General features: G+C 44.7%; 23 protein-coding genes. 15 read left to right on the forward strand and 8 right to left on the reverse strand.

The features are described from left to right. Positions 1-25 precede the first annotated feature (25 nt). Positions 26-1,543, reverse strand: a complete 1,518-nt coding sequence (gene trpE, locus ACFSKO_RS17040) for an anthranilate synthase component I (protein ID WP_380253845.1) — start codon at positions 1,541-1,543, stop codon at positions 26-28. Beyond that, the gene (locus tag ACFSKO_RS17045; RefSeq protein WP_380253847.1) at positions 1,543-3,444 is read right to left on the reverse strand and encodes a SurA N-terminal domain-containing protein; all 1,902 of its coding nucleotides are present in this window, start codon (positions 3,442-3,444) and stop codon (positions 1,543-1,545) included. Before ACFSKO_RS17045 ends, trpE begins: the two co-directional genes overlap by 1 nt. A 261-nt stretch (positions 3,445-3,705) precedes the next feature. On the opposite strand from ACFSKO_RS17045, the gene tpiA reads away from it, so the two are divergent. From tpiA to eno, 5 genes are all read left to right on the forward strand, one after another. After that, on the forward strand, positions 3,706-4,452 hold the full coding sequence (gene tpiA, locus ACFSKO_RS17050; RefSeq protein ID WP_380253849.1) for a triose-phosphate isomerase: 747 nt from the start codon (positions 3,706-3,708) through the stop codon (positions 4,450-4,452). 147 nt (positions 4,453-4,599) lie between these two features. Next, positions 4,600-4,932: a preprotein translocase subunit SecG gene (secG, locus tag ACFSKO_RS17055; RefSeq protein WP_380253851.1), complete on the forward strand. Its 333-nt coding sequence runs from the start codon at positions 4,600-4,602 to the stop codon at positions 4,930-4,932. 90 nt (positions 4,933-5,022) lie between these two features. Then, positions 5,023-6,651, forward strand: a complete 1,629-nt coding sequence (locus ACFSKO_RS17060) for a CTP synthase (RefSeq protein WP_380253853.1) — start codon at positions 5,023-5,025, stop codon at positions 6,649-6,651. 55 nt (positions 6,652-6,706) lie between these two features. Then, positions 6,707-7,570, forward strand: coding sequence for a 3-deoxy-8-phosphooctulonate synthase (kdsA, locus tag ACFSKO_RS17065; protein WP_380253855.1), 864 nt, complete (start codon positions 6,707-6,709; stop codon positions 7,568-7,570). 62 nt (positions 7,571-7,632) lie between these two features. Continuing rightward, positions 7,633-8,910, forward strand: a complete 1,278-nt coding sequence (gene eno, locus ACFSKO_RS17070) for a phosphopyruvate hydratase (RefSeq protein ID WP_380253857.1) — start codon at positions 7,633-7,635, stop codon at positions 8,908-8,910. Between the two features lie 86 nt (positions 8,911-8,996). Here eno and ACFSKO_RS17075 read toward each other — a convergent pair whose 3' ends face one another. Further along, positions 8,997-9,713 carry a DUF4198 domain-containing protein gene (locus ACFSKO_RS17075; protein ID WP_380253859.1) on the reverse strand — a complete coding sequence of 239 codons (717 nt, stop codon included), beginning with the start codon at positions 9,711-9,713 and terminating at the stop codon, positions 8,997-8,999. A gap of 571 nt (positions 9,714-10,284) precedes the next feature. Here ACFSKO_RS17075 and ACFSKO_RS17080 point away from each other — a divergent pair. The 8 genes from ACFSKO_RS17080 to ACFSKO_RS17115 all read left to right on the forward strand — a co-directional run bounded on the left by ACFSKO_RS17080 (position 10,285) and on the right by ACFSKO_RS17115 (position 19,600). Continuing rightward, positions 10,285-11,988, forward strand: coding sequence for a methyl-accepting chemotaxis protein (locus ACFSKO_RS17080; protein ID WP_380253861.1), 1,704 nt, complete (start codon positions 10,285-10,287; stop codon positions 11,986-11,988). 218 nt (positions 11,989-12,206) lie between these two features. Further along, on the forward strand, positions 12,207-12,521 hold the full coding sequence (locus ACFSKO_RS17085) for an FtsB family cell division protein (RefSeq protein WP_380253863.1): 315 nt from the start codon (positions 12,207-12,209) through the stop codon (positions 12,519-12,521). Between the two features lie 190 nt (positions 12,522-12,711). After that, entirely contained in the window at positions 12,712-13,737 is a 1,026-nt protein-coding gene (gene pdhA / locus ACFSKO_RS17090; protein ID WP_380253865.1) for a pyruvate dehydrogenase (acetyl-transferring) E1 component subunit alpha, read from the forward strand. A gap of 27 nt (positions 13,738-13,764) precedes the next feature. Further along, a complete protein-coding gene (locus ACFSKO_RS17095) occupies positions 13,765-15,153 on the forward strand; it encodes a pyruvate dehydrogenase complex E1 component subunit beta (protein WP_380253867.1) in 1,389 nt (462 codons plus the stop codon). A 22-nt stretch (positions 15,154-15,175) separates the two neighbouring features. Further along, positions 15,176-16,489, forward strand: a complete 1,314-nt coding sequence (locus tag ACFSKO_RS17100) for a pyruvate dehydrogenase complex dihydrolipoamide acetyltransferase (RefSeq protein ID WP_380253869.1) — start codon at positions 15,176-15,178, stop codon at positions 16,487-16,489. Positions 16,490-16,500: 11 nt separating this feature from the next. Then, positions 16,501-17,898 (forward strand): dihydrolipoyl dehydrogenase, encoded by a 1,398-nt coding sequence (gene lpdA, locus ACFSKO_RS17105; protein WP_380253871.1) that lies wholly within the window; start codon positions 16,501-16,503, stop codon positions 17,896-17,898. Between the two features lie 196 nt (positions 17,899-18,094). After that, positions 18,095-19,123: a lipoyl synthase gene (gene lipA, locus ACFSKO_RS17110; protein ID WP_380253873.1), complete on the forward strand. Its 1,029-nt coding sequence runs from the start codon at positions 18,095-18,097 to the stop codon at positions 19,121-19,123. A 15-nt stretch (positions 19,124-19,138) separates the two neighbouring features. After that, positions 19,139-19,600, forward strand: coding sequence for a type II toxin-antitoxin system RatA family toxin (locus ACFSKO_RS17115; RefSeq protein ID WP_380253875.1), 462 nt, complete (start codon positions 19,139-19,141; stop codon positions 19,598-19,600). A 66-nt stretch (positions 19,601-19,666) separates the two neighbouring features. Here the strand turns inward: ACFSKO_RS17115 and ACFSKO_RS17120 are convergent, their stop codons facing one another. From ACFSKO_RS17120 to ACFSKO_RS17140, 5 genes are all read right to left on the reverse strand, one after another. Continuing rightward, positions 19,667-20,194 carry an NADPH-dependent FMN reductase gene (locus ACFSKO_RS17120; protein ID WP_380253877.1) on the reverse strand — a complete coding sequence of 176 codons (528 nt, stop codon included), beginning with the start codon at positions 20,192-20,194 and terminating at the stop codon, positions 19,667-19,669. Positions 20,195-20,274: 80 nt separating this feature from the next. Then, the gene (locus ACFSKO_RS17125) at positions 20,275-21,039 is read right to left on the reverse strand and encodes a CPBP family intramembrane glutamic endopeptidase (RefSeq protein WP_380253879.1); all 765 of its coding nucleotides are present in this window, start codon (positions 21,037-21,039) and stop codon (positions 20,275-20,277) included. Next, the gene (locus tag ACFSKO_RS17130; protein ID WP_380253881.1) at positions 21,036-21,530 is read right to left on the reverse strand and encodes a CinA family protein; all 495 of its coding nucleotides are present in this window, start codon (positions 21,528-21,530) and stop codon (positions 21,036-21,038) included. Before ACFSKO_RS17130 ends, ACFSKO_RS17125 begins: the two co-directional genes overlap by 4 nt. A gap of 9 nt (positions 21,531-21,539) precedes the next feature. Then, positions 21,540-22,043 (reverse strand): phosphatidylglycerophosphatase A family protein, encoded by a 504-nt coding sequence (locus ACFSKO_RS17135; protein ID WP_380253883.1) that lies wholly within the window; start codon positions 22,041-22,043, stop codon positions 21,540-21,542. 78 nt (positions 22,044-22,121) lie between these two features. Then, positions 22,122-23,315 carry a bifunctional 2-C-methyl-D-erythritol 4-phosphate cytidylyltransferase/2-C-methyl-D-erythritol 2,4-cyclodiphosphate synthase gene (locus tag ACFSKO_RS17140; protein WP_380253885.1) on the reverse strand — a complete coding sequence of 398 codons (1,194 nt, stop codon included), beginning with the start codon at positions 23,313-23,315 and terminating at the stop codon, positions 22,122-22,124. A gap of 108 nt (positions 23,316-23,423) precedes the next feature. Between ACFSKO_RS17140 and ACFSKO_RS17145 the strand changes: the two genes are divergently transcribed. Both ACFSKO_RS17145 and dusB read left to right on the forward strand, forming a co-directional pair. After that, positions 23,424-24,224, forward strand: coding sequence for a cytochrome C assembly family protein (locus ACFSKO_RS17145; protein WP_380253887.1), 801 nt, complete (start codon positions 23,424-23,426; stop codon positions 24,222-24,224). A gap of 144 nt (positions 24,225-24,368) precedes the next feature. Beyond that, positions 24,369-25,352, forward strand: coding sequence for a tRNA dihydrouridine synthase DusB (gene dusB / locus ACFSKO_RS17150; protein ID WP_380253889.1), 984 nt, complete (start codon positions 24,369-24,371; stop codon positions 25,350-25,352). The last annotated feature ends 1 nt before the right edge of the window (position 25,353 follow it).

Genomic DNA, 25,353 nt, shown 5'->3' on the forward strand with positions numbered 1-25,353 from the left:
CTTTTTTAAATTTGAATTGGTTCTTTTATATATTGCTCTTTTGAGCCGCAAAGCGAACGGCTTCTTCGGCAGCTCTAATGAGTGCGCGGGCCTTGTTGTGGCATTCCTGATATTCAGATTCTGGTACAGAATCTGCGACAACACCAGCACCTGCTTGAATATACATGGTTTGATCTTTGACGATGGCAGTGCGCAGGGCAATACATGTATCCATGCCGCCACCGGCACCAAAGTATCCAACAGCTCCACCGTAGATACCGCGCCGTTCAGGCTCCAGTTCGTCAATGATTTCCATAGCCCGTACTTTCGGTGCGCCAGAAACAGTTCCTGCTGGAAAACCTGCGGCAAGAGCATCAATCATATCTGCGCGTTTGGTATCAAGCGTACCTTCGACGTTGGATACGATGTGCATCACATGGCTGTATAATTCGATGATCATGTGTTCGGTTACTTGAATAGATCCGATTTCAGCGACACGGCCAACATCGTTTCTACCTAAATCCAGTAACATCAGGTGTTCAGCAAGTTCTTTAGGATCAGACAGCAAGTCAGCAGCAAGTTCTTTATCTTCAGCTGCATTCACGCCGCGTTTTCTTGTTCCGGCAATGGGGCGGATTGTAACTTTACCATCGCGAACCCGAACCAAAATTTCTGGACTGGAACCTACCACCGAAAAATCACCAAAGTTTAAATAGAATAAAAATGGTGAAGGGTTAAGTCGCCTCAGCGCTCGATAAAGTGCAAAAGGGGGTAAGGTGAAGGGGGTAGAAAATCTTTGGGAAAGAACAACCTGAAATATATCGCCAGCCAAAATATATTCTTTGGCCCGCTCAATCATACTGTGGAATTCTTCACGAGTAAGGTTTGATGCTGTTTCAGGCAGCACAAGGTCACCATCAAAAGCTTCAGGTTTGCGTTCTAACGGTGCATTGAAATCGGCAGTTACAGCAGCTAGTCTATTATGAGCTTCTTCGAAAGCTTCTCGTGCACTTACACTTTTAGTTGGCCAAACAGCTGTTGTAACCAGAATTTGATCTTCTACACGGTCAAATATAGCGGTTACCGTTGGGCGTAGGTACATGCCTTCTGGAAGCCCGAGCAGGTCAGGGTTATCGGTGGGAAGATGTTCCATCTGTCTGACTGTTTCGTACCCCATATAGCCAACAATTCCGGCGGCCATAGGAGGAAAGTCTTCTGGAAGATCAAATTTGCATTCAGCGACGAGTTTCCGCAAACTTTCTAGTGCGGTATCTTTTTCGGGCACGAAAGCTTTAGGCTTGGATTTGTATTGCCTGTTGATTTCAGCTTTTGCGCCATTACAGCGCCAGACCAAATCTGGATCAAATCCGATAAAGGAGTAACGACCAATCGTATTGCCGCCCTCTACGGATTCAAAGAGAAAGCTATTCGTTCTTTGTTCCGCAAGCTTGAGGAAGGCAGATACCGGTGTTTCCAAATCAGCAATCAGTGTCGTCCAAACCACTTGTGGCTTGTTGCTGTCATAAATTGCCGAAAAGGCTTCGTATGAAATAGGGTCTGTCATTAGTATGGAGACGTACCATAAGGGTTGATGACTTGCTCGATAGAGGACTGATTAATCTCTACACCAACGTCTTGACGTAGAGCAGAAAGATATTGTGAATAAACATCATTTTTATAAGATCCTTCGACAGAATTTTTCACATCGTCGATAGCTTCTGCTTGCTCACTTATATCGGCTTGTACAATCCCGCTGACAGTTGCGATGAGATACCCGTCGGCACTTTGGCCACTAAGGACGTCACCTTTTTGAGCTTTATAGATATCTCTGACAAGTGCAGGGGCAAGTGCTTCGCCAACATTTGATGAGAAGCGATTGATCTCAACGCCGAATTTAATCAGCTCAGCCGCTTCGTCGCTAACAGCTTGAAGAGCTGTGCCATTACGTACTTCGTCTGCCAACTTTTCTGCAACTTTTTTTACTTCTTCGTTTTTACGGTTTTCAAGCCACGCCAGAGTAAGTTCAGATTTGATTTCCTGAAGCTCACGTGGTGCAGCCGGCGTTACAGAATTTACTTTGAGGATAAAATACCCACCATCACCGAGTTCAGTAAGCAAACTATCAGCGTCAGTTCCAGTTTGGCTGAGAACTTCTTGGAAGGTACTGTTCTCTGAAAGGCCAATGAGAGGGAGACCATCGCGATCATGACCTTCGGCATCGATCTCTGTATAAGATAGTAAAGTTTGGCCAAGTTTGTTTGAGGTTTCTTCCAGGCTTGTACCTGATGCAATTTCATCATCTAACTGGTTTGCAAGAGAGATCAGCTCATCAGTTGCTAGACGTAAAGCGGCATCTTTTGTGACTTGCTCACGGACTTCTTCAAAAATAGCTTCTCTGGCAGGAGAGATTTCTTCTACTAAAATGATGTGCCACCCGAGAGGAGATTGAACTGGAGTAGTTACGCCTGTGCTCGAGAGAGAAAACACCTCTGGTCCTAGTTCTGGCAGAAGATCTGATTGTTCCATGGTGCCGAGATCAATGCTATCTGATCCTGTGAGTTCTTTCGCTACTAAATTGAACTCTGCGCCGCCTAGAAGTTTCTCATGTGCTTCTTTAGCTTGTGCTTCATCACTAAGAAGCATTTGCGCTAGTTTACGACGATCAGGAAGTGAGAGGCTATCTTTTTGGGCAAGGAACTCTTCTTCGATTTGCTCTTCAGTTGGCGTAACCGTTTTAGCGACTTCCTTTGGGTCTAGGTGGAGGTAGCTTACAGACTTAAATTCAGGGGCCAGATAATTTTGCTTTTCTGCTTCGTAGTAGGAGGCAACTTCACTATCTGTGGGTTGTGCCAAATTATCGAACCGGGAGTAGGGGATTTCGATATAATCAACCAAACGTTTTTCACTCGTATAGGTGTATAGCTGTTCAGCTAATTTTGTTGGTACAGGAATGGCATTGGTGATGGCATTGTTAATTTGCTGCCGTTCAATGTCTTTGGCTAGATCATGAAGGAAAGCAACTTCAGATATGCCCGCTTGATAAAGCGTATTTTGAAAACGATTAGGATCGAAATCACCCAACTCGTTTTTGAAGGCATCAATTTTTAAAATTTCTTGCTTTAACTGTGCTTCAGAAACAGTCAGCCCCATTTCTTCTGATTGAAGGGTGAACAACGCCTGACTGACAAGTTGAGAGACTACTCGATTTGTAAGTCCGAGCTGTTGAGCTTCTTGAAAATCAATAGCACGGCCGAGTTGTTGGGCGATGCTGTTCGTCTCACGAGTGAGACCGTTGGAAAATTCAGTCTGGGTGACTTCAATATCTCCAACTTTGGCTACGACCTGATTTGACCCCAAATTCAAGAAGATGTCTTGGATCCCCCAAGCAGCAAAGCTCAATATCAAAAGAGAGAAAAGAGCGATAACAACAATACGCTTGAAAAGGCCTGGTTTTTTGTGAGCCATAACTTACCCGTGAAATTTGTACAGAATGATTGAATAATATAAATTCGTGCGGGCATATTAAGGACGGAGCTATCTTGGGGCAACAGCGTTTTTTAAGTTTATACGCTGGGTGTCGGAGTTGTGATCCTTTTTGTCAAAATTTAACATCAAAATCCTTCCTGAATATCAGGCTTTAATATCTGGAAAATTTTCTATTCGGTCTTGGTTTGTCGGAATTGAGGATGTATAGAGGTGCCGATATTTTATTAGGGAGAATCGATTATGGTGCGTAAACTCATTGCAGGTAATTGGAAAATGAATGGTTCTGTTTCTTTTGCCTCTGAGCTGGTTGGTGGGTTGTTAACACGGATTGAGCAAGAAGATGTTTCCGCCGATTTTGTCGTTTGCCCCCCCGCGGCCCTTCTTGGTTCCGTCCTTGCTTTAACAAAAAATACCAAGCTTTCGGTAGGTGGCCAGGATTGTCACGAAAATGTATCGGGTGCTCACACTGGAGATACTTCTGCTGAACTCTTAAAAAACGTTGGTTGCCAGTATGTGCTGACAGGCCACTCAGAGAGAAGAACTGACCACGGTGAAAGCAATGCAGACGTAAGGGCTAAAAGTAAAGCGGCCTTGAATGCAGGACTTGTACCTATTATTTGTATCGGTGAAACAGAATCTGAACGAGTTTCAGGTAATACTCTTAAGGTTATTGAAGAGCAGGTCGTGCAGTCTCTTCCTGATGAGGCGGATCCCAACCAGATTGTTTTAGCTTATGAACCTGTATGGGCAATTGGTACCGGTAAAACAGCGACACCTGATGATGTTGCCGAAGTTCATAATTTTATTAGAGGACTGCTGGTTTCACGTTTTGGCGATGAGCCTGCGCAAAAAATTAACATCCTGTATGGCGGATCTGTGAAGCCCTCTAATGCCGCAGAATTGCTAGCAGTTTCTAACGTTGATGGTGCGCTTGTCGGTGGCGCAAGTTTAAAAGTTGAAGATTTTTGGGCAATTGGTGTCAGATGAGTCTAGCCATATGGGTTGGAAAAGGCTAAATAGCCTGTAAAGATCTTCATAGACACAGAAGAGCTTTGTATCAAGAGTACGATATGAAGCGGTTTTTGTGCGTTAAATTGGGATGAGAATCCCGGAAATTTTGAGAGACTACTAACGATGAACGAAGTTTTATTGGTCATTCATTTGTTGATTACGCTATCGCTTATCAGCGTCGTCCTTGTTCAAAAGAGCGAAGGTGGTGGTCTTGGTATGGGCGGTAGTGGCAGCGGTGGCGGATCTGGTGGTTTTGGTGGTTTTCTTACCGGCCAAGGAACTGCGAACCTTTTAACGCGTACCACAGCCATCCTTGCTGCTGCATTTATAGCTTCAAGCCTTCTGTTAACCGTACTTGCCGATACTGGTAATACGCGTTCGATTGCTGATGATATCATTGCACCAATAGCTCCAACCGAGAGTGAGCAACCAGTTGCTCCACCGGTTTCAGAATAAGTTTCGGATTTCATCCGATACGTACTATCATTGACCGGGACCATTAGGGTCCCGGTTTTGTTGAAACTGATTTAAGTGACAACGAGTTTCATGACGCGCTTTATATTTATTACCGGTGGTGTAACTTCTTCTCTTGGCAAGGGGTTAACCTCTGCGGCTGTCGGCGCGTTGCTTCAAGCGCGCGGCTACAAAGTCCGCCTTCGCAAACTTGATCCCTATCTCAATGTTGATCCAGGTACGATGAGCCCTTATCAGCATGGTGAGGTATTCGTAACCGATGACGGTGCTGAAACCGATTTGGATCTTGGTCATTACGAGCGTTATACAGGTGTCTCTGCCCGTAAAAGTGACAATGTCACAACGGGTAAGATTTATTCTGAAGTTCTGGCTAAAGAACGTCGTGGCGATTATCTCGGGGCGACTATTCAGGTTATTCCGCACATTACGAATGCGATCAAAGAATTTGTGATGTCCGATCTTGGCGATGAAGATTTTATTCTTTGTGAGATCGGAGGAACGGTTGGAGATATCGAAGGTCTGCCATTCTTGGAAGCTATTCGTCAGCTTGGAAATGAGCTTGGACGCGAACGCAGTCTTTTCATTCATCTGACCTTGATTCCTTACTTACGCGCTGCTGGTGAATTGAAAACGAAGCCAACGCAGCACTCGGTTAAAGAGCTACAGTCTTTGGGAATTCAGCCTGATATGCTTTTATGCCGTTGTGAACAGGAAATTCCTGAAGGCGCGCTTCAAAAAATTGCACAGTTCTGTAATGTCCGTCCGGAAGCCGTCATACCGGCTCTTGATGTTGATACTATTTATGCTGTGCCACGTGCTTATCATGAACGTGGTTTGGATGAAGAAGTCTGTCGTCATTTTGGGTTGGACCTGAATACCAAACTGGATTTGGACCATTGGGATAAGGTTACCCACACCATTCGTGAACCTGATGGTGAAGTCACAATTGGAGTTGTTGGTAAGTATACTTCTTTACTGGATGCCTACAAATCTTTGGCTGAGGCGCTGGTTCATGGTGGCATCGCCAATAACGTAAAAGTTAAAATCAACTGGTTGGATTCTGAAATATTTGAGAGCGGAGGAGCTATCGAAGCTCTTGAAAACGTTCATGGTATTTTAGTCCCTGGTGGTTTCGGTGAACGTGGTTCCGAAGGTAAAATTGCGGCGGCAGGTTTTGCTCGTAAAGCAAATATTCCATATTTTGGTATTTGTTTTGGTATGCAGATGGCTGTGTTGGACGCAGCAAGAAACCTTGCCGGGTTACCTGATGCCAGCTCTTCTGAGTTCGGACCTTGTGATGAACCACTTGTAGGTATCATGACCGAATGGGCGCGCGGCAATGAGTTTGAACAGCGTTCCGATGGAAGTGATTTAGGTGGAACAATGCGTTTGGGATCTTACCCTTGCGCATTGAGTGAGGGGTCTCGTGTTCGTGAAGCTTACGGCACTGATTTGATCGAAGAACGTCACCGTCACCGTTATGAAGTAAATATCAATTATCGTGAAAAACTGGAGGCTGCAGGAATGAAGTTCTCTGGTTTGTCACCTGATGGTGGGCTTCCTGAAATTGTTGAGCTTGAAGATCATCCTTGGTTTATTGGGGTTCAATTTCATCCGGAATTGAAGTCCCGTCCATTTGATCCGCATCCACTTTTCACTTCTTTTGTGAAAGCTGCAATTGAACAGTCCCGCCTCGTTTAAATGGGCTTGGTATAGTTGAATGGTGTAATATTAGGGTAAATAGAAAGATAAATTTATGACAGTGCATGCAGGTCTTCAATCACGTCATGTTAATGTTGGTAATGTCACTTTTGGAAATGATCTGCCGTTTGTTTTGATTGCAGGTCCATGCCAAATGGAAAGCCGTTCTCATGCATTGGAAATGGCTGAGACTTTGACGAAGGCCTGTGAAAGACTTTCTATTCCCCTGATTTACAAAAGTTCTTTTGATAAAGCGAACCGTACCAGTCTTGATTCTTCACGTGGTATTGGGATGGATGAAGCTTTGTCTGTCTTTGAAGAAATCAAATCAAAATTTGGTTGCCCCGTAATTACCGATGTTCATGCGGCACACCAATGTGAACCTGTTTCTCAGGTCGTTGATGTTTTGCAAATTCCTGCCTTCCTTTGTCGTCAAACTGATTTATTGATTGCGGCGGCAAAAACTGGAAGAGCAATTAATGTCAAAAAAGGGCAGTTTTTAGCACCTTGGGATATGGCAAACGTTTCACAAAAAATCATCGATTCAGGCAATGATAAAGTGATGGTCTGTGAACGTGGTGTGTCCTTTGGGTACAACACGCTGGTATCGGATATGCGTTCCCTACCGATCATGGCGCATCAAACCGGATGTCCCGTTGTGTTTGATGCTACGCATTCTGTGGCGCAACCCGGTGGGCAGGGCGCGACCTCTGGCGGGCAGCGCGAATTTATTTCTGTACTTGCGCGCGCAGCCGTTTCGGTTGGTGTTGCTGGACTATTTATGGAAACACACCAGGATCCTGATAATGCCCCTTGTGATGGGCCAAATATGATCCGGGTACAAGAGCTTCCAGAGCTGCTTTCGGTTCTGGTTGAGTTTGATAAACTGGCAAAGGCACATCCGGTGTCTATTGCTTAATAATTACTACCGAGGCCCGCACCCTCTCTGTGCCTCAACTTTCTTAACGGAGATAGAATAAAATGACGGCGATCATCGACATTAAAGGTCGTGAGATCCTTGATTCTCGTGGAAATCCCACCGTAGAAGTTGACGTTCTTTTGGAAAGTGGTGCTTTCGGACGCGCTGCAGTTCCTTCAGGTGCCTCAACTGGTATCTACGAAGCTGTAGAGTTACGTGATGGAGATAACGGCCGCTATTTGGGTAAGGGTGTTCAGAACGCAGTTAAAGCCGTAAATGGTGAACTTTATGAAGCTCTGATCGAACTTGATGGTGAAGATCAGCTTCTAATTGATCAGGTGATGATCGATCTGGACGGTACTGAAAACAAATCTCGTTTGGGTGCTAATGCGATTTTGGGTGTAAGTCTTGCTGTTGCTAAAGCTTCTGCCGAAGATGCTGGCTTGCCGTTATACCGCTATGTCGGTGGAACGTTTGCACGTACATTACCTGTACCAATGATGAATATTATCAATGGCGGGGCACATGCTGATAACCCAATCGATATCCAAGAATTTATGGTCATGCCTGTTGGCGCGGCTTCTGGTTCTGATGCGATCCGTATGGGTGCTGAGATCTTTCATTCGCTGAAAAAGTCTCTCAGCGATGCAGGTCATAACACCAATGTTGGTGATGAAGGCGGTTTTGCACCAAGTCTGGCCTCTACTGACGAAGCGCTGCAGTTTATTACCAAGGCGGTTGATAACGCAGGTTATCAGCTTGGTGATGATGTGATGTTGGCGCTTGATTGTGCTGCGTCTGAGTATTTCAAGGATGGTAAGTACGAACTGGCTGGTGAAGGCAAGTCCCTAGGATCGGACGAAATGGTTCGCTACCTTGAAGACTTGGCAAACCGTTATCCAATTCTTTCGATTGAAGATGGGATGGACGAAGATGACTGGGATGGTTGGAAATCTCTGACCGAGGCCATTGGTAATAAAGTTCAGTTGGTTGGTGATGATCTCTTCGTAACCAATCCTAAACGCCTAATTCGCGGTATTGAAACCGGCACAGCGAACTCAATCCTGATTAAGGTAAATCAGATAGGTACGCTTTCGGAAACAATGGAAGCCGTGGATATGGCACACAAAGCGGGTTATACTTCTGTAATGTCACACCGTTCTGGCGAAACCGAAGATAGCACCATTGCAGATTTGGCTGTTGCTATGAACTGCGGTCAGATTAAAACCGGGTCGCTTTCCAGATCTGACCGGGTTGCTAAATACAATCAGCTTATTCGCATCGAAGAAGAGCTTGGCTCTATGGCGCATTTTGCTGGTCGTGGTGTGTTGAGAAAATAATCTCTCGACTATAAAGATGAATTAAAACAAAGGCCCCGATTGCAAAATCGGGGCCTTTGTCGTTTGAGTTAAAAATCTAATTTGGCTTAGTCGTGTGAATGCTCCAGTGCAAAAGAAAGGGTCGTAAAGTATCCTTCCTGATCAGCGTCGGTGGTATCTTTAAGTTTAGTTTCTGTTGCAACTGCAATAACGTTTAGGCCTTGATTACGAATAGTTACCGTTACTTTTCCCTCTTTATCTGTAAGTATTTTCGGTGCGCTATCATCATTAACGTAATCGCTGATAACCCCTAAGCCTTCAACGGGTTTTCCATTGAGTAATATTTGAAGGGAGAGGTTATCTCCTTTGCTCAGTTTATGTGGATTTTCCAGCGCTATTATCTCCAAAGGAAAGCCGAAGGGTTTTGAGTACCCTGGGGAGCGAGGGGGGATAAAGGTGGTGTATTTCAAATAATGCCCTGAAGATACGGAGTTTGGTACTTCATGTTTTTTTAAGTTATGCCATTTTCCTTTCGTATCTTTGGTCCAGTAGCCATTATCAAAAGTAGCGGCAACGGCTTTCGTTTCTTTGGGGAGGCGCACATTTATATGGCTGTTTGTCTTGATCGTTCGGGCAGGGATGACTTGTCCTGATTTGTTGATTGCCAATGCAGAGACAAGCTTGTCAGGCGTGTAAGCATCATCTGATGCTCCATGTCCATAAACAATTGAGGGTTCACCAAATCGATCTGTTATCCAGATGCCATGCGCCCAGCTGTTAATTGGTAACACTAAAAGTATTAGTACGATAAATAGCTTCTTCATGTTTGTTTTCTCATTCTTGTAAAATAATAATCGTCCGTTGTAGGGGCGTAATATTCCGACTGTAGATGTCGTGAGTTTCATTTTTTTGGTTGTGGAGATGTAATGATGTTATGATATAACATTGCATAATTATCAACTATAATTTTAAGATTATTTGAAAATTTGTTTTAACTTAAATGTATTTTTAAAGATCACTTAGTAGAAAGGTATATATTTCAGATGGTAAAATTGTTCAGCTTTGAAATATAATGCGTTCCTTCATTCATAATGTATCAACCTTATTCTAAAATCTATTTAATGACCTTTAATTAAGTTCGTCGATACAAGCGGGACTTTGTTTTATGACTGTTGTTATCTCTTAAATTTTATTTGGCTGTGCATATGGTTTTTTGATCAGTATTTAAGTTTTTTGGATAAAGTAATTTCAATAATTTATTCAAAATAGAGGTAATTAATATCTATGGTTGTATGCGAATTGTAAGTAATGGTTTTGGTTTTTAGCTATTAATTAAAAATAAATATTGTTGATTGATTATATTTCTCGAATGAAACGAAATAAGCAGGTAGGGAAATGACAAAATCATTAAAGATGAGTACAAAAATTGTGCTTTTGTTTGTATTCATTATTGCAATTACTGCGTCCATTGTTGGTGGGTGGGCAGCGTGGACTTTTAAAACTGATCTTTCTCAAACTGTTATTGAGCAACAAAATTCTGGCTTGCGAACAGCCGCGGCACTCTTAAAGAAGCAATACCCTGAAACATCTTTCACAATCGACAAAAAGGGTAAGGTTCATGATTTAGTTATGAACGGTATAGCTACTTTTGCTAATCATGAAATGATTGATGAAATAGGGGAGACAACTGGTGAAACGGTTACTGTCTTTAAGTGGGAAGACGAGAGCAAAGATTTTTGGCGCGTAACGACTAACATCATCAAGGGCGACGGTGCCCGTGCTGTAGGAACGCCATTAGGCAAAACTGGTAAGGTTTATCCCATTATAATGGCTGGTAAGACATTTAATGGTGAAGCGACTATTCTTGGGCGGGATTATTACACTATTTATGAGCCAATTTTATCCCCAAAAGGTGATAAAATTGGTATTCTCTATGCGGGTGTACTCAAGGAAAAAATTAATGCTGGTTTAAGCAATATTATTAATGCTTTGATTGTTGCTTCCTTGATTGCAACGTTAATTGGTGCTGTCATAACTATTATTGTCCTCCGTGGTTTGATGCGCCCGATACCACTACTTGCGACTATGATGGAAAAGGTAGCTGCAGGTGATCTTACGATTGAAAACACTTATGTAGATCGTAAGGACGAGGTTGGGGAGATGGCTCAAGCGCTAGAGGTCTTTCGTGCCAATGCAGAAGAAAAAGGCCGCATGGAGAAGGAGCGTCTCGAATCTGAAAAGCAGTATGAGCTAACGGCACAAAGCCAAAGAAAGGCGCTTTCTGAAGAATTTAAGGCTTCTGTTGAAACAATTGTAAAACAAGTTTCTTCTTCCGTACAAAACCTTACAGAAATTGCGCAAGGTATGTCGAAGGATTCTGAATTAGCACTTTCAGGAACCAGTCAGGCTACCGGTTCTACTCGACACGCTACGGAAAGCGTCAATACTGTTGCTGCTGCGTCCGAAGAGCTTGCAGCATCAATTAATGAAATAATGCAACAGGTGCAAAGGTCTGGGCAGGTAGCCGCAAATGCAACACAAGAAGCTGACGGCGCCAACAGTAAGATGGATCAGTTGACCACTGCGGCACAGAAAATTGGAGAAGTAGTTAGCTTGATTGCGGAGATCGCAGAGCAAACAAACTTATTAGCATTGAACGCGACAATTGAGGCGGCTCGTGCTGGCGAGGCTGGAAAAGGTTTTGCTGTTGTTGCTTCCGAAGTTAAGAGTTTGGCCTCTCAAACCGCGAAGGCAACTGAAGAGATTGAGCAGCAGGTGAATGATATACAATCAGCAACGGGTTCTGTTGGTGGGGCTATCAAGGATATTCAAACGATCATTGATGAAATAAATCAAATCTCCACGGTTATATCTTCTTCAATTGAAGAGCAAAGCAGTGCTACAGCAGAAATAGCGAGCAGTATTTCTGTTGCGTCGCAAAATACATCAACGGCTTCAGAGCAAATTTCTTTGGTTGAAAATTCTGTAAATCAAACGAACGGTGCTTCTCAGAATGTCCTTGCTGCTTCGACAGAATTGCAGGGTTTCAGTAAGGATCTATCAGAGAAAGTAGATGGGTTTATTAGTCGGATGGGGTAGAGATCAATCAAAATTAGTTTATAAGGTTTTCTAGGTACAAGTGGGCGAGACTCTTAGGGCAGAGTTTTGTTCGCTTGTTGCTTTTAGATACTTCTAATAAGGATTATTTTTATGTAAAGACGGGAGGGATTATGTAACTCCTTTGTTTATTTCCTAGGCCCCTTTTATCTGTTATCATAATAGTTGCATGTATCTTTTAAATATGATTCGATCCTAATATGTCTTTGTTTCGAGAAATCCATAAACGTTCCAGGGTTGTTATTCCTCAAGTGCTGGGAGCTTCTTTGGTTGCCTATTTTGCCTATCATACTATTGAGGGGGAACGAGGCATATGGGCGTGGGTACACCTCAAACAAGACCTAGCAGAAAGACAGGTTGAAATGCAGGTGACGCAGGGGCAGAGAGAGGTTCTTCAGTCTCGTGTTGCACTGTTACGCCCAGATAATCTTGACCCTGATCTTCTTGAGGAAAGAGCACGTGAAGTTCTTAATTACGGTCGTGAAAATGATTATGTAATTTTGCAAAAAAGATAAGTTGTATAGTTAACTTGATATGGTGCAATGCAGCAAATATTTTATAGTTTACCTATTTTAAGTTAATTCGTGAAAATACTATACAAATCAAATAGATAAAACTTGTTGTAATATTATTTCGTTTGCCTTACATTAATTGCGAGAAACACACCCCTTAGTGAATAACACTAGATCTTATGGGATACCTCGCATGGCGACAAAAAAAACGCCCACCAAACGGGCTCCGAAAAAACGTACGGCTTCTTCTAGCGTTACGAACGAACAAATCCTTGAATTTTACCGCGAAATGCTCCTGATCCGCCGCTTTGAAGAAAAAGCTGGCCAGATGTACGGCATGGGGCTAATTGGCGGTTTCTGTCACCTCTATATCGGTCAGGAAGCTGTCGTTGTCGGTATCCAGTCTGCACTGGAAGACCGGGACACGATTATCACATCTTACCGTGATCATGGACATATGTTGGTCTGTGGTATGGATCCTGATGGTGTTATGGCTGAGCTTACGGGGCGTAGTGGTGGCTACTCTCGCGGTAAAGGCGGATCCATGCACATGTTCAGTGAGGAAAAAGGTTTTTACGGCGGCCACGGTATCGTTGGCGCTCAGGTTCCAATCGGAACCGGCATTGCCTTTGCTCATAAATATCTTGAAGAAAACGCTGTAAACGTCGCCTACCTTGGTGACGGCGCTCTCAACCAGGGGCAGGTTTACGAATCATTCAATATGGCTTCTCTTTGGGAGCTTCCCGTTGTCTATGTGATCGAAAACAATCGTTACGGGATGGGAACTTCAACTGAGCGCTCTTCTGCCAACTCAACTGAATTGTACCACCGTGGACATGCCTATGGCATTCCGGGCATGCAAGTCGATGGTATGGATGTTGAGGCTGTTCGTGAAGCTGCCTTAACGGCTGTTGAACATGCGCGCAGTGGTAAAGGGCCTTATATCCTGGAGATGATGACCTATCGCTATCGTGGTCACTCCATGTCCGATCCTGCCAAATATCGTTCCAAAGAAGAAGTTCAAAAGGTTCGTGAAGAGCGCGATCCAATTGAACGCCTTCGCGCGGTTATGCTTAAAAAGAAGGTTATTGACGAAGCCGGTATGAAACAGATCGATAAAGACGTTAAAGCGATCGTTTCCAAGTCAGCCGAATTCGCCCAGTCTAGCCCCGAGCCAGATCCTTCCGAACTTTACACCGATGTGTACGCAGACGCGTAAGCTGTCCGTCATTCCGGAGAAGAAAATATGCCAATAGAAATTCTTATGCCTGCGCTTTCCCCGACCATGACAGAGGGGAAGTTGGCACAGTGGTTAAAAAACGAAGGCGACAGCGTATCATCTGGTGATATTCTGGCCGAGATTGAAACCGATAAAGCCACAATGGAAGTTGAAGCCGTTGAAGAGGGAATCCTTGGGAAGATCCTCATCGCAGGTGATACGGATAATGTGGCTGTAAACACGCCGATTGCGATTTTGCTTGAAGAGGGTGAAACCGAAGCAGACCTCGCAAACTTTTCATCTAATGCTCCAACAGCTAGTGCGCCTGCTGCTGAAACGCCAGCACCATCGCCAGCTGTTGTTCCCGCGCCTGTAAGTGTATCTGGTCCTGCCGTTGAATTTGTTGCACCTGAAGACGAGTGGACCGGATCTGTTACGAAGACCACGGTACGCGATGCTTTGCGTGACGCCATGGCCGAAGAAATGCGCCGTAATAAAAAAGTGTTCCTGATGGGCGAAGAGGTGGCTCAGTACCAGGGCGCTTATAAAATCAGCCAGGGTCTTTTGGACGAATTCGGTGCAAAACGTGTTATTGACACCCCGATTACAGAGCATGGTTTTGCCGGTTTAGGTGTGGGTGCTGCTTTTTATGGCCTCAACCCAATTGTTGAGTTCATGACGTTTAACTTTGCCATGCAGGCGATTGACCATATCATCAACTCTGCGGCGAAAACCCGTTATATGTCTGGTGGTCAGGTGAGCAGCCCAATCGTGTTCCGTGGACCAAACGGCGTGGCTTCTCGTGTGGGTGCCCAGCATTCACAATGTTATGCAAGCTGGTATGCGCACTGTCCGGGCCTAAAGGTGGTTTCTCCTTATTCTGCAGCCGATGCCAAAGGGCTTCTTAAGTCGGCTATCCGTGATCCAAATCCTGTCATCTTCCTTGAAAATGAGTTGATGTACGGTACGAGTTTTGATGTGCCAGATTCTGATGACTGGACGGTTCCGATCGGCAAGGCAAAGATTGTTCGTGCCGGGACAGATGTCACGATTGTGACTTTCTCTCTTATGGTCGGTAAGGCGCTTGCTGCTGCTGAAGAACTCGCAAAAGAAGGCATTTCAGCCGAGGTTATCGATCTTCGGACCATTCGTCCGCTTGATACGGAAACAATTCTGAATTCTGTACGTAAAACTAATCGTTTGGTGACTGTAGAAGAAGGTTGGGCTTTCTCCGGCGTTGGGTCTGAAATTTCAGCGATGGTTATGGAGCAGGCTTTCGATTATCTGGATGCGCCCGTTAAGCGCGTTGCGGGTGTCGATGTGCCACTTCCTTATGCCGCGAACCTGGAGCAGCTAGCCCTGCCGCAAAGTTCTCACATCATCACTTCAGCAAAAGAAGTCTGCTACCGCTCATAAGCGGGGCAGGGGAGAAATAACGATGCCAATCAATATTCTTATGCCCGCCCTGTCTCCGACGATGACAGAAGGTACACTGGCCCGCTGGCTGGTTAAAGAAGGTGATACTGTTAATTCTGGTGACATCCTTGCCGAAATCGAAACCGATAAGGCGACGATGGAAGTGGAAACAATTGACGAAGGTACGATTGGGAAAATCCTTATTCCTGATGGCAGTGAGGGCGTACCGGTAAATCAAGTGATCGCCATTCTTCTTGAAGAAGGTGAAGATGCCAGTGCTATGGATAGCGTTGATAACGCGGCTCCAACTGCTGCACCTCAAGCTAATCCGGTAAAAGAAGAAGTCCCATCTCCTGCGGCTGTCTCAGCACCCGCGCCACAGGTTACGCCTGCACCTGCGGCCCCTGTTGCGGCATCTGGTGGTCGCGTATTTGCAAGCCCGCTTGCAAGGCGTATGGCGGCTCAAGAGAGCCTGGATCTTTCTGCTGTTAAAGGTACGGGGCCACATGGTCGTATCGTGAAAGCTGATATCCTGACTGCGTTGGAGCAAGGCACTGGAAAAGCTGTTGCGGCTTCACCAAGTGCACAGGCACCAAAAGCTGCTGCATCAACAACGTCAGGACCAAATGCACGCGAACTGGCTGACTTGCTTGGTATGGAATATGAGCTAGAGCCATTGACTTCAATGCGCCGCGTCATTGCTAACCGTTTGAGCGAATCAAAACAAACTGTTCCACATTTCTATCTCTCTGTTGATTGTGAGATGGACAAACTACTTGCGTTCCGTAAGGAGTTAAATGCAAGTGGCGATGTGAAGATATCGGTTAATGATTTTGTTATTCGTGCTGCGGCTCTTGCTTTGAAAAAAGTTCCTGCTGCCAATGCTTCTTATAGCGAAGAAGGTATTCTAAGTTATAAGAACGCTGACATCTCAGTAGCTGTTGCTACACCGTCTGGTTTGATAACACCGATTATCAAAGCTGCTGAAGGTAAGGGGCTTGGTATAATTTCTTCCGAGATGAAGGATCTTGCTGGTCGGGCACGTGATGGCAAGTTGAAGCCTGAAGAATATCAGGGTGGAACATTCTCAATATCCAACCTTGGAATGTTTGGAATTAAAGACTTTTCAGCGATTATTAATCCGCCTCAGGGATGTATTCTTGCTGTTGGTGCCGGAGAGCAGCGCCCCGTTGTTAAAGATGGTGCCTTGGCAATCGCAACAGTTATGACCTGTACGCTTTCTGTGGATCACCGGGTTGTTGATGGGGCGGTAGGTGCTGAATATATGGCAGCCTTTAAAGCTCTGATCCAAGAACCTCTCTCTATGCTTCTTTAAGGGGTGATACTATGAGTGATACAAACTTTGACGTTATCATCCTTGGCGGTGGTCCGGGTGGTTATGTGACAGCTATTCGTTCAGCTCAACTTGGCCTTAAAACGGCTGTAGTTGAGCGTGATCATCTTGGTGGTATTTGTCTGAACTGGGGGTGTATCCCGACAAAGGCCCTGCTGAGATCGGCGGAAATTTACCGCAATATGAAACATGCCGAAGATTATGGTCTGTCTGCTAAGGGCGTTGATTTTGATCTCCAAAAGATCGTCGAGCGTTCCAAAGGCGTATCCAAGCAACTCAATGGCGGTGTTGGTCATCTTCTTAAGAAGAATAAAGTCACCGTTTTTGATGGTGCTGGAACACTTACAGCACCCGGTAAGCTGTCCGTTGAGGGCAAAGATAAGAAAAAGACTGCACTAACAGCAAAGAACATTATTATCGCGACAGGCGCGCGGGCCCGTACCCTTCCTGGGTTGGAGCCTGACGGGAAATTGGTCTGGACTTATCGCGAAGCTTTGCGGCCGGATACGATGCCAAAATCCATTTTGGTTGTTGGCTCCGGAGCAATTGGGATTGAGTTTGCTGATTTCTATAGCACCTTTGGCGCGGAAGTTACCGTTGTTGAAGTTTTCGACAAGATCCTGCCCGTCGAAGATGATGAGATTTCTAAACTTGCCCAGAAACTGCTTGGTAAGCATGGGATGAAGTTTAAGACCGGGACGATGGTCACGAAGCTTGATAAAAAGAGCAATCAGGTAACGGCGACACTGGAAAAGAACGGTAAAACTGAGCAGATCACAGTTGATCGTGTGATCTCTGCCGTTGGTGTTGTTGGGAATATCGAAAACATTGGTCTGGAAGCTGTCGGGATCAAAACTGATCGCGGCTGTATCGTAACCGATGAATTTTCCCGGACAAACGTACCTGGTGTTTTTGCTATCGGTGATGTTGCCGGTCCTCCGATGTTGGCACATAAAGCAGAACACGAAGGCGTTGTCTGCATCGAAAAGATTGCGGGACTATCTGCGCATCCGATCGATAAGAGCAAAATTCCGGGCTGTACCTATTGTCATCCGCAAATTGCTTCGGTTGGCATGAACGAGCAAACGGCTAAAAAAGAAGGTCGAGAAGTCAAGATTGGACGTTTCCCCTTTGCTGGTAACGGCAAGGCGATTGCTTTGGGGGAAGCTGAGGGCTTGATTAAAACCATCTTTGATGCGAAAACCGGGGAACTTTTGGGGGCACATATGGTTGGTGCCGAGGTAACTGAGCTCATCCAGGGTTTTGTTGTTGCCATGGGACTGGAGACCACGGAAGAAGAACTGATGCATACGGTCTTCCCACACCCGACGTTATCGGAAATGATGCATGAATCTGTCCTTGATGCTTATGATCGCGCTATTCATTTTTAGAATGTATTCAGGATGAGAGCCCAGGTGAGGGCATTGTGTCGCATCTGAATACTTGAGATTTTGTTGTAATGGCATATGTATTACAGCGTAATGCTGGAAGGTTAGGTGACCTTCCGGTTTATAACTTCGTGTAAGCCCGGTTTTTGACGTATACTTTTATCGTACACTGGGGACACAATTAGGTCGGAGTGAGTTGATGACAGAAACAATTGTTTCAGAACAAGCACCCCAGCTCGAGGGCCAACTCGAGGGGAAAGAACGCGCAGAGCGTATTATTTCCTCTAAGGATGATCGCGCAAAGATGCGGCATCCAGAAAAGGCCAAACGTCCCGATGCTCCAATTCAGAGAAAACCTTCCTGGATCAGAGTAAAAGCACCTGTATCCAAAGGATATCAGGAAACACGTAAGCTTATGCGTGACAATAACCTGACTACAGTTTGCGAAGAAGCCGCCTGTCCAAACATTGGCGAATGTTGGTCAAAAAAACATGCAACAATGATGATAATGGGTGGGATTTGTACCCGTGCTTGTTCATTTTGTAATATTGCGACCGGAAAACCACAACCTTTGAGCCCCTTTGAGCCTTATAGTGTTGCGGCAGCGGTTTCGAAATTACAGTTGCGTCATGTGGTTATAACTTCGGTTGATCGTGATGATCTGGATGATGGTGGTGCGGATCACTTTTCCAAGGTTATTGCTGCAACAAGAAAAGAAGCTCCTGATACGACGATTGAAATCCTGACACCAGATTTCAGGCACAAAGACGGTGCCCTTGAAGTGGTGGTAAAAGCCAAGCCGGACGTTTTCAATCATAATCTTGAGACCGTTCCCCGGCTTTATACTTCTGTTCGACCTGGGGCGCGTTATTATCACAGCTTGAAAATTTTGGATCGGGCGAAGGAAATGGATCCGACGCTTTTCACAAAATCTGGCCTTATGGTTGGATTGGGAGAGGCAAAAGATGAAGTTTTACAGGTAATGGATGATATGCGTGCAGCCGATGTGGATTTCTTGACGATTGGTCAGTATCTACAGCCGACACCAAAACATCATCCTGTTGACCGTTTTGTAACGCCAGAAGAGTTCGAGTTTTACGAAAAAATGGCGTATAACAAAGGTTTCTTGCACGTTGCATCTTCTCCGTTAACTCGATCGTCCTATCATGCAGATGAGGATTTTCAGGAACTGAGAAAAGCGAGAGAGCAAAAGGTATCATCTTCCTGATTTGCGGTTAAATACATGCCAGTCCATGCAGAAAAAAAAGTATTAAAATTTCGACCAGAGCAAATATTTGAGATGGTGTCTGACGTAGAACGCTATCCTGACTTTTTGCCCTGGTGTGTGGGGGCGCGTATTAAGCGGCGTGAGGATACGCGTATTTTTGCCGACCTTATTATTGGCTTTAAAATGATAAGAGAGAAGTTCACCAGCCGGGTCGACTTACACCCAGAACAGTTACGTATTGATGTGGCTTATGTGGATGGTCCTTTTAAGTACCTGACCAATACCTGGATTTTTGAAGAACATTCTGAAGGGTGCCTGATCGATTTTCATGTGGATTTTGAATTCAAATCCAGAATGTTACAAATTTTGATCGAACCTTTGTTCCACGAAGCGGTCAAGCGTATGGTTCAAGCTTTTGAAACCAGAGCTGCCGTTCTTTATGAGCCTTACTCTGGACCCGGCGCGGCAACCGCTTAATGTCATTTACTTTTTCGTATAGGTAAGCATCCTCCTACAAAAATCGTTTAAGGGGGCGCTATGGGGCTATTTACGGCAATATTCAGAAAATATTTGCAGGTATTCGTCTATTGCTAGTCTGTGTTGTGGCAGCTCGAGGAAATCTAAAATTTCACAGGGAGTTTGGTTCAACAAGTTAAACCTCAAGAAGATATCTTTTGAAAAAAGCTCGCTGACAGTGGATAGAACTAATCTGAGCTGCTGAAGCATATCGTCGCCACGGTGAGAAGCGTGTACCAGTGAAATCGGTTTTGTAACGATCTCTTCTCGAGATACCAGCCAATCGATAACGTTTTTTAAACCACCTGGGATTGATTTAACATATTCCGGGCTTGCGATGATTACGCCGTCACTTTCATGTACCAGATTTGCGAAGTTTTGAACTGTTCTAGGTAACGCTATAGCTTCTAAGTCTGGTGAAAAAATTGGAAGCTCACTAATTCCTTGAAAAACGTTAATCTGAACGTCAGATGGTGCAACACTTGCGATACTGCGCAGCATTGCTGTGTTAGTGGAGGCCTGTCTTGTGCTACCTGAGATAGCTAGAATTTTCATCAATTAGATCTCACTGTTTCTTTGTTCGGACAACTATAGAGATGTTTAATTTGAAAACTTTAAATGAAGCTAGAGGTTTTTTATGCCTCTGGTATGGTTATCCCTTGAGAGAGGACAAAGAATAACGTGGAGGTCATGAACATATTGAAGGTGGCGTGAAGTATAATGGGGGGCCACAGAGACTTACTGCGGTATGTAAGGAGTGCAAAGGCTATTCCCGCGACCGATAAGGCAGGTATTAACATGGGGACGCCGTGTACGGATCCGAAAAATATTGAGCTAATTACAATTGCAATTACTTTTCCGTATCTTTGATCAAGCCATCCTAAAAGGACTCCTCTAAAAGTAAGCTCCTCTGCAATGGGTGCAATTATACCTGTGGCGATCATGATGAAAATAAACGAAGTCCAGGTAAAGCCTTCTGGAGTGATGGCCTGTAACTGTGGATTGACAAAATCCTTGTCAACGAACTGCATCATCCCAAAGTTCACAAGGCCCACGATAATCATTAAAGGCAAAGCTAAAAGAATTGCACTGTAACACCACTTTAACGTAGTTGGTTGCAGGCCTGCATCTTTCCAGGTCAATCCATGTTTCTTGAGCACAAAATAATGGATCAGTTTGAGAAGTACCAAATTCTGGAACAACACCAGGCAGGTAATTGCAAATGAGGGTGTGATAGTTTCTGAGTGATGGGTAACGAGATCGGTAATAAAAGGGATTGAAACCCTGAGAATAATAAGAAATACGACAATGGTAAGAATCAAATCTTTAATCGAAACTTGTCCGATTGACTTAAATTTGGGAATAGAATTATCTTCGAATTGAGGTGGTGTCGTCGTCATGAAGTGATTCTGGCTTTCAGATAGTGAATTGCGGCAAGAACGGTTTGTTGCCGTATCGATGTACGGTCGCCGTTAAAGAAATGTTTTTGGTAAAGCGTGCGATCGCTCTCATACGCTGTTGCAATATATACTGTCCCTACGGGTTTTTCAAAAGTTCCCCCTCCCGGACCTGCTATACCAGTCACGGAAATCGTCAACTCTGCGTTAGAGTTTTTCATGGCACCTTCTGCCATGGCCGTTGCAACAGGTGAGCTGACGGCGCCATGCATTGAAAGAGCTTCTATGCGTACACCGAGCATCTCGCATTTTGCTTCGTTGGAATAGGTGATGAACCCCCTGTCGACCACATCTGATGACCCCGCTATATCTGTAAGGGCGGCAATTATCATGCCCCCCGTACAGGATTCAGCGGTTGTAATTTTTATTCCTTTAGCTCTGCAGAGATCAATGACTTCAGTTGAAAGAGTGGTTATATCCTGAGCTATATTCACCTGTCTCTCCTAGAAGAACTTAAACATTTCTCCATCATATGGGATGAAACGTTGAAAAAGGTAAAAGACTATCAGTGCATAAAGTCCAGCGACCATGTCGTCTGACATGATTCCGAGGCCACCTTTGACATTTCTGTCCAGCCAGTTTGCCGGGAAGACTTTTACAATGTCGAAGAATCGGAAAAGTAAAAAGCTGATGAAGTACAAGAAAGGATCTAGGGGGACGAATGCTAAGGCCAGCCATTGTCCTGCAACTTCATCAATGACGACAGAACCTGGGTCTTCTTTGCCCAGAGCCTTGGAGTACTTACCACTAGACCATACCCCGATGCCATAGGCGAGAACAGAGGCGATAATCAAGCCTTCTGAGCCAAAACGTTCGAATATAACCCAGGAAAATGGAAGGGCTGCAAGGGATCCCCAGGTTCCCGGGGCAAATTTTATGAGCCCGGATCCAAACCAAGTTGAAATGAGTGTTGCGGGATGAAAGAAACTTAAGGGAGTTGAGCTCATATGTAGGGTCTTTTACAAATTTTGTTGTTTAACATGATCGGACTTTTGCTTATTTGCTAACTAAGGTTGGTGTGCGCGTTAATCTTCAGCGGGAATTTGTATCGTCGCGACAGCTTGAGCGGCGATCCCTTCTTCTCTGCCGGTAAATCCCAGCTTTTCTGAAGTGGTCGCTTTTATACTGACACGAGATGGCGAGATATCAAGGATTTCAGCCATTCTGGCCACCATGGCTTCTCGATGGGGACCGATCTTGGGTTTTTCGCATATGAGAGTGACATCAACGTGGATGATCTTTCCGGATCTTTTTGTGACACGATTTTTTGCAAATGCTAAAAACTGATCAGACATTGCGTCCTTCCATTGTGGGTCACTTGGAGGGAAATGGGTGCCGATATCTCCTTCACAAAGAGCGCCAAGAAGGGCATCTGTTAGGGCATGAAGGCCGACATCGGCGTCGGAGTGACCTTTCAATTTACGTGTGTGGGGGATATCTACGCCGCATAAAGTTACATGATCACCTGCTTCAAAACAGTGCACGTCGTAACCAAGCCCGGTTCTACTTTCCATAATTGATCTTTTCGTAATAGATGAAGCGATCATGACTTCAGCAAGTCGTAGATCTTCAGTCGTTGTGATTTTGATATTATTTCTGTCAGATGGGACCAGCGTGATGTCTATACCACAAGTTTCTGCTATCGCGGCATCGTCAGTATGATTTTCCTGATCACTCACAGATTGATGTGCTTTTTGTATTATTGTAAAGGGAAAGGCCTGAGGGGTCTGTGCATGCCATAACCCGTCGCGTTTAATGCTTTTCTTTACTTTGATGCTATCTTCGGTCTCTGATGCAGACTTTAAGCTGTCGACGACAGGGGTTGCAGCAATGCATGCCTTTCCCCCTTGGGCAGTGGAGGCGAGTATTGATATTACATCTGCGCTGACAAAAGGTCGCGCGGCATCGTGAATGAGAACACAATCAGGCGTATGAACGGCAAGCGCCTTCAGGCCGTTTCGAACAGAAATCTGTCGTGTTTTTCCGCCTTGTTCAAGAAGAACCTTATCAAGGTAGTCTGGGCAACTGTCTTGAAATAATTGATTGTCATCGGGATGTATAACAACAAGAATTTTATCTATAAGAGGGTGTTCTAAAAATTTTTTAAGTGTGTGTGTCAGGATACTATGTTTACCTAAGCGCAGATACTGCTTGGGGATTTCAGTTCCAAGACGACTCCCTCTGCCCGCAGCAACGATGATGGCCCAGGTACCAGGCATAATGTATCTCCTGAATTCTCGATTCTTGCCATTTCAGGCTAACATACAGTAATAACAAAAAAGATATGTAGCAAAGGCCCGTAGGATGTCTAGTAAGAAGGTGTTGAAATGACTATTTTTTGGGGTCTTCTGGCCTTGGCGTCTCTTTTGCCTGCGATCATGGTTAGTTGGTTTAGTACTGAAAAAAATACTTCTCTAATGAAGCGAGGAACTTTGCTTCTGGCTCTTGTCGGACCAAGCTTTGTTACCTTGCTTTATTTTGGTGGGCATTGGGATAGTGGGCTAAGTATTTCTATTTGGGTGACAATATCATTTAGCATGGTGTTGTTTTTATGCTTTTCTTTATTGGTTCAAGATTTTTCAAAGCTAGCGGTGCTTTTGCTGCCATATTTATTTGTACTCGGTGTTTTTGCTTTGTTGTGGGAAGGGCATAATACACATAGTGCTTTGAAAGCAGAGCCAGACTTCTGGCTTGTCTTGCATATTATTGCCTCTGTAATAACTTATGCTCTTTGTACGCTCGCCGCGATTTCTTCCTTTGCAGTGCTTTTGCGCGAGAGGGCGCTCAAAACAAAAAAAATGGAAAGCCGATTGCTGGAGAGACTTCCTGCTGTGTATGTTGCTGACCGTTTTCAGGTCAGCTTATTGACCATGGCTGAAGTCGTGTTGGGGCTTGGTATTTTAACGGGGATCGCCAGGCAGTATTCATCGTCAGGCAGTTTAATCGATTTTGATCACAAAACTCTGTTGGCCTTGATTGCCTTTGTTGTTATTGCCGTTCTTTTAATCCTTCACAGATACATAGGTATAAGAGGGCAAAATGCGGTTCGGTTTGTTCTTGCTACTTATCTTTTGATGACTTTGGCCTATCCAGGGGTGAAGTTTGTCACGGATATTGTTATCGGTTAAGCAGGAGCGGTTTTTTGAGGTTGATTGCGCAAGGTATTTTTAATTATACCTGATAAACTCTTCGCATTTTCATATAAATCTTGTATAAAGCCAGTCAATATTTATTTGCCTATTTCTTAGGCGTTCATGATTGGTGCCCAACAAATGAGCATTTCTGTCGGTCCGATACAAATCGATGACCCAGTGTTTTTAGCCCCCATGTCCGGCGTTACAGACATGCCATATCGCCGTCTAGTAAAGCGCTACGGTGCTGGTCTGGTGATTTCTGAAATGATTGCAAGCAAGGCGATGCTTCAAGAGAGCAGAGAGTCCCTTAAGCTAAGTACCAACTGTGCGGAAGAGTTCCCCATGGCGGTTCAGCTTGCCGGGTGTGATCCTGAAATCATGGCTGAAGCAGCTAAAATGAATGTCGATAGAGGTGCTGCGATTATCGACATTAACTTTGGATGTCCGGTGAAGAAAATTGTTTCAAAATATGCGGGCTCTGCATTGATGAAAGATGAGTTACTTGCTGAAAGAATTATGGAAGCAACCGTCAAGGCAGTTAATGTTCCTGTTACGGTGAAGATGCGCTTGGGATGGGATGATGATAATAAAAACGCCCCTGAACTTGCCAAGAGAGCAGAAAATGTAGGGATACAGATGGTAACTGTACATGGGCGTACGCGTAATCAGATGTACAAGGGAGATGCGGACTGGGCGGCGGTAAAGGCTGTAAAAGATAATGTCAAAATTCCAGTTATTATTAATGGCGATATTCTAACAGCGGAAGATGCTAAGGTCGCCATGGCAACCTCCGGTGCGGATGGCGTAATGATTGGCCGCGGATGTTATGGTAAACCTTGGGCGTTGAGAGAGGTTATGCAATTCTTGAGAGATGGCTCAGAAATAGCTTCTCCTCCCTTACTGGAAGTTCATGACCTTATTTGTGAGCACTACGATAGTATATTGTCTCACTACGGGGTCAGAAAAGGGGTCGCGATCGCTAGAAAGCACTTGGCCTGGTATTGTAAGGGGTTACCTGATTCTGCGGCTTTTAGAGCTGAAATTAACAAGGTTTCCGAGCCGGATGTTGTGATCAAGATGCTTGGCGAATATTTTAAACCTTACCTCAATGAGGCGGCATAAG

Source organism: Kiloniella antarctica (assembly GCF_042682825.1).
Taxonomy (GTDB): Bacteria; Pseudomonadota; Alphaproteobacteria; order Kiloniellales; family Kiloniellaceae; genus Kiloniella; species Kiloniella antarctica.

Coding starts and splice junctions, on each gene's coding strand:
- trpE (WP_380253845.1), bottom strand. CDS start 1,543: ATGACAGACCCTATTTCATACGAAGCCTTTTCGGCAATTTATGACAGC.
- ACFSKO_RS17045 (WP_380253847.1), bottom strand. CDS start 3,444: ATGGCTCACAAAAAACCAGGCCTTTTCAAGCGTATTGTTGTTATCGCT.
- tpiA (WP_380253849.1), top strand. CDS start 3,706: ATGGTGCGTAAACTCATTGCAGGTAATTGGAAAATGAATGGTTCTGTT.
- secG (WP_380253851.1), top strand. CDS start 4,600: ATGAACGAAGTTTTATTGGTCATTCATTTGTTGATTACGCTATCGCTT.
- ACFSKO_RS17060 (WP_380253853.1), top strand. CDS start 5,023: ATGACGCGCTTTATATTTATTACCGGTGGTGTAACTTCTTCTCTTGGC.
- kdsA (WP_380253855.1), top strand. CDS start 6,707: ATGACAGTGCATGCAGGTCTTCAATCACGTCATGTTAATGTTGGTAAT.
- eno (WP_380253857.1), top strand. CDS start 7,633: ATGACGGCGATCATCGACATTAAAGGTCGTGAGATCCTTGATTCTCGT.
- ACFSKO_RS17075 (WP_380253859.1), bottom strand. CDS start 9,713: ATGAAGAAGCTATTTATCGTACTAATACTTTTAGTGTTACCAATTAAC.
- ACFSKO_RS17080 (WP_380253861.1), top strand. CDS start 10,285: ATGACAAAATCATTAAAGATGAGTACAAAAATTGTGCTTTTGTTTGTA.
- ACFSKO_RS17085 (WP_380253863.1), top strand. CDS start 12,207: ATGTCTTTGTTTCGAGAAATCCATAAACGTTCCAGGGTTGTTATTCCT.
- pdhA (WP_380253865.1), top strand. CDS start 12,712: ATGGCGACAAAAAAAACGCCCACCAAACGGGCTCCGAAAAAACGTACG.
- ACFSKO_RS17095 (WP_380253867.1), top strand. CDS start 13,765: ATGCCAATAGAAATTCTTATGCCTGCGCTTTCCCCGACCATGACAGAG.
- ACFSKO_RS17100 (WP_380253869.1), top strand. CDS start 15,176: ATGCCAATCAATATTCTTATGCCCGCCCTGTCTCCGACGATGACAGAA.
- lpdA (WP_380253871.1), top strand. CDS start 16,501: ATGAGTGATACAAACTTTGACGTTATCATCCTTGGCGGTGGTCCGGGT.
- lipA (WP_380253873.1), top strand. CDS start 18,095: ATGACAGAAACAATTGTTTCAGAACAAGCACCCCAGCTCGAGGGCCAA.
- ACFSKO_RS17115 (WP_380253875.1), top strand. CDS start 19,139: ATGCCAGTCCATGCAGAAAAAAAAGTATTAAAATTTCGACCAGAGCAA.
- ACFSKO_RS17120 (WP_380253877.1), bottom strand. CDS start 20,194: ATGAAAATTCTAGCTATCTCAGGTAGCACAAGACAGGCCTCCACTAAC.
- ACFSKO_RS17125 (WP_380253879.1), bottom strand. CDS start 21,039: ATGACGACGACACCACCTCAATTCGAAGATAATTCTATTCCCAAATTT.
- ACFSKO_RS17135 (WP_380253883.1), bottom strand. CDS start 22,043: ATGAGCTCAACTCCCTTAAGTTTCTTTCATCCCGCAACACTCATTTCA.
- ACFSKO_RS17140 (WP_380253885.1), bottom strand. CDS start 23,315: ATGCCTGGTACCTGGGCCATCATCGTTGCTGCGGGCAGAGGGAGTCGT.
- ACFSKO_RS17145 (WP_380253887.1), top strand. CDS start 23,424: ATGACTATTTTTTGGGGTCTTCTGGCCTTGGCGTCTCTTTTGCCTGCG.
- dusB (WP_380253889.1), top strand. CDS start 24,369: ATGAGCATTTCTGTCGGTCCGATACAAATCGATGACCCAGTGTTTTTA.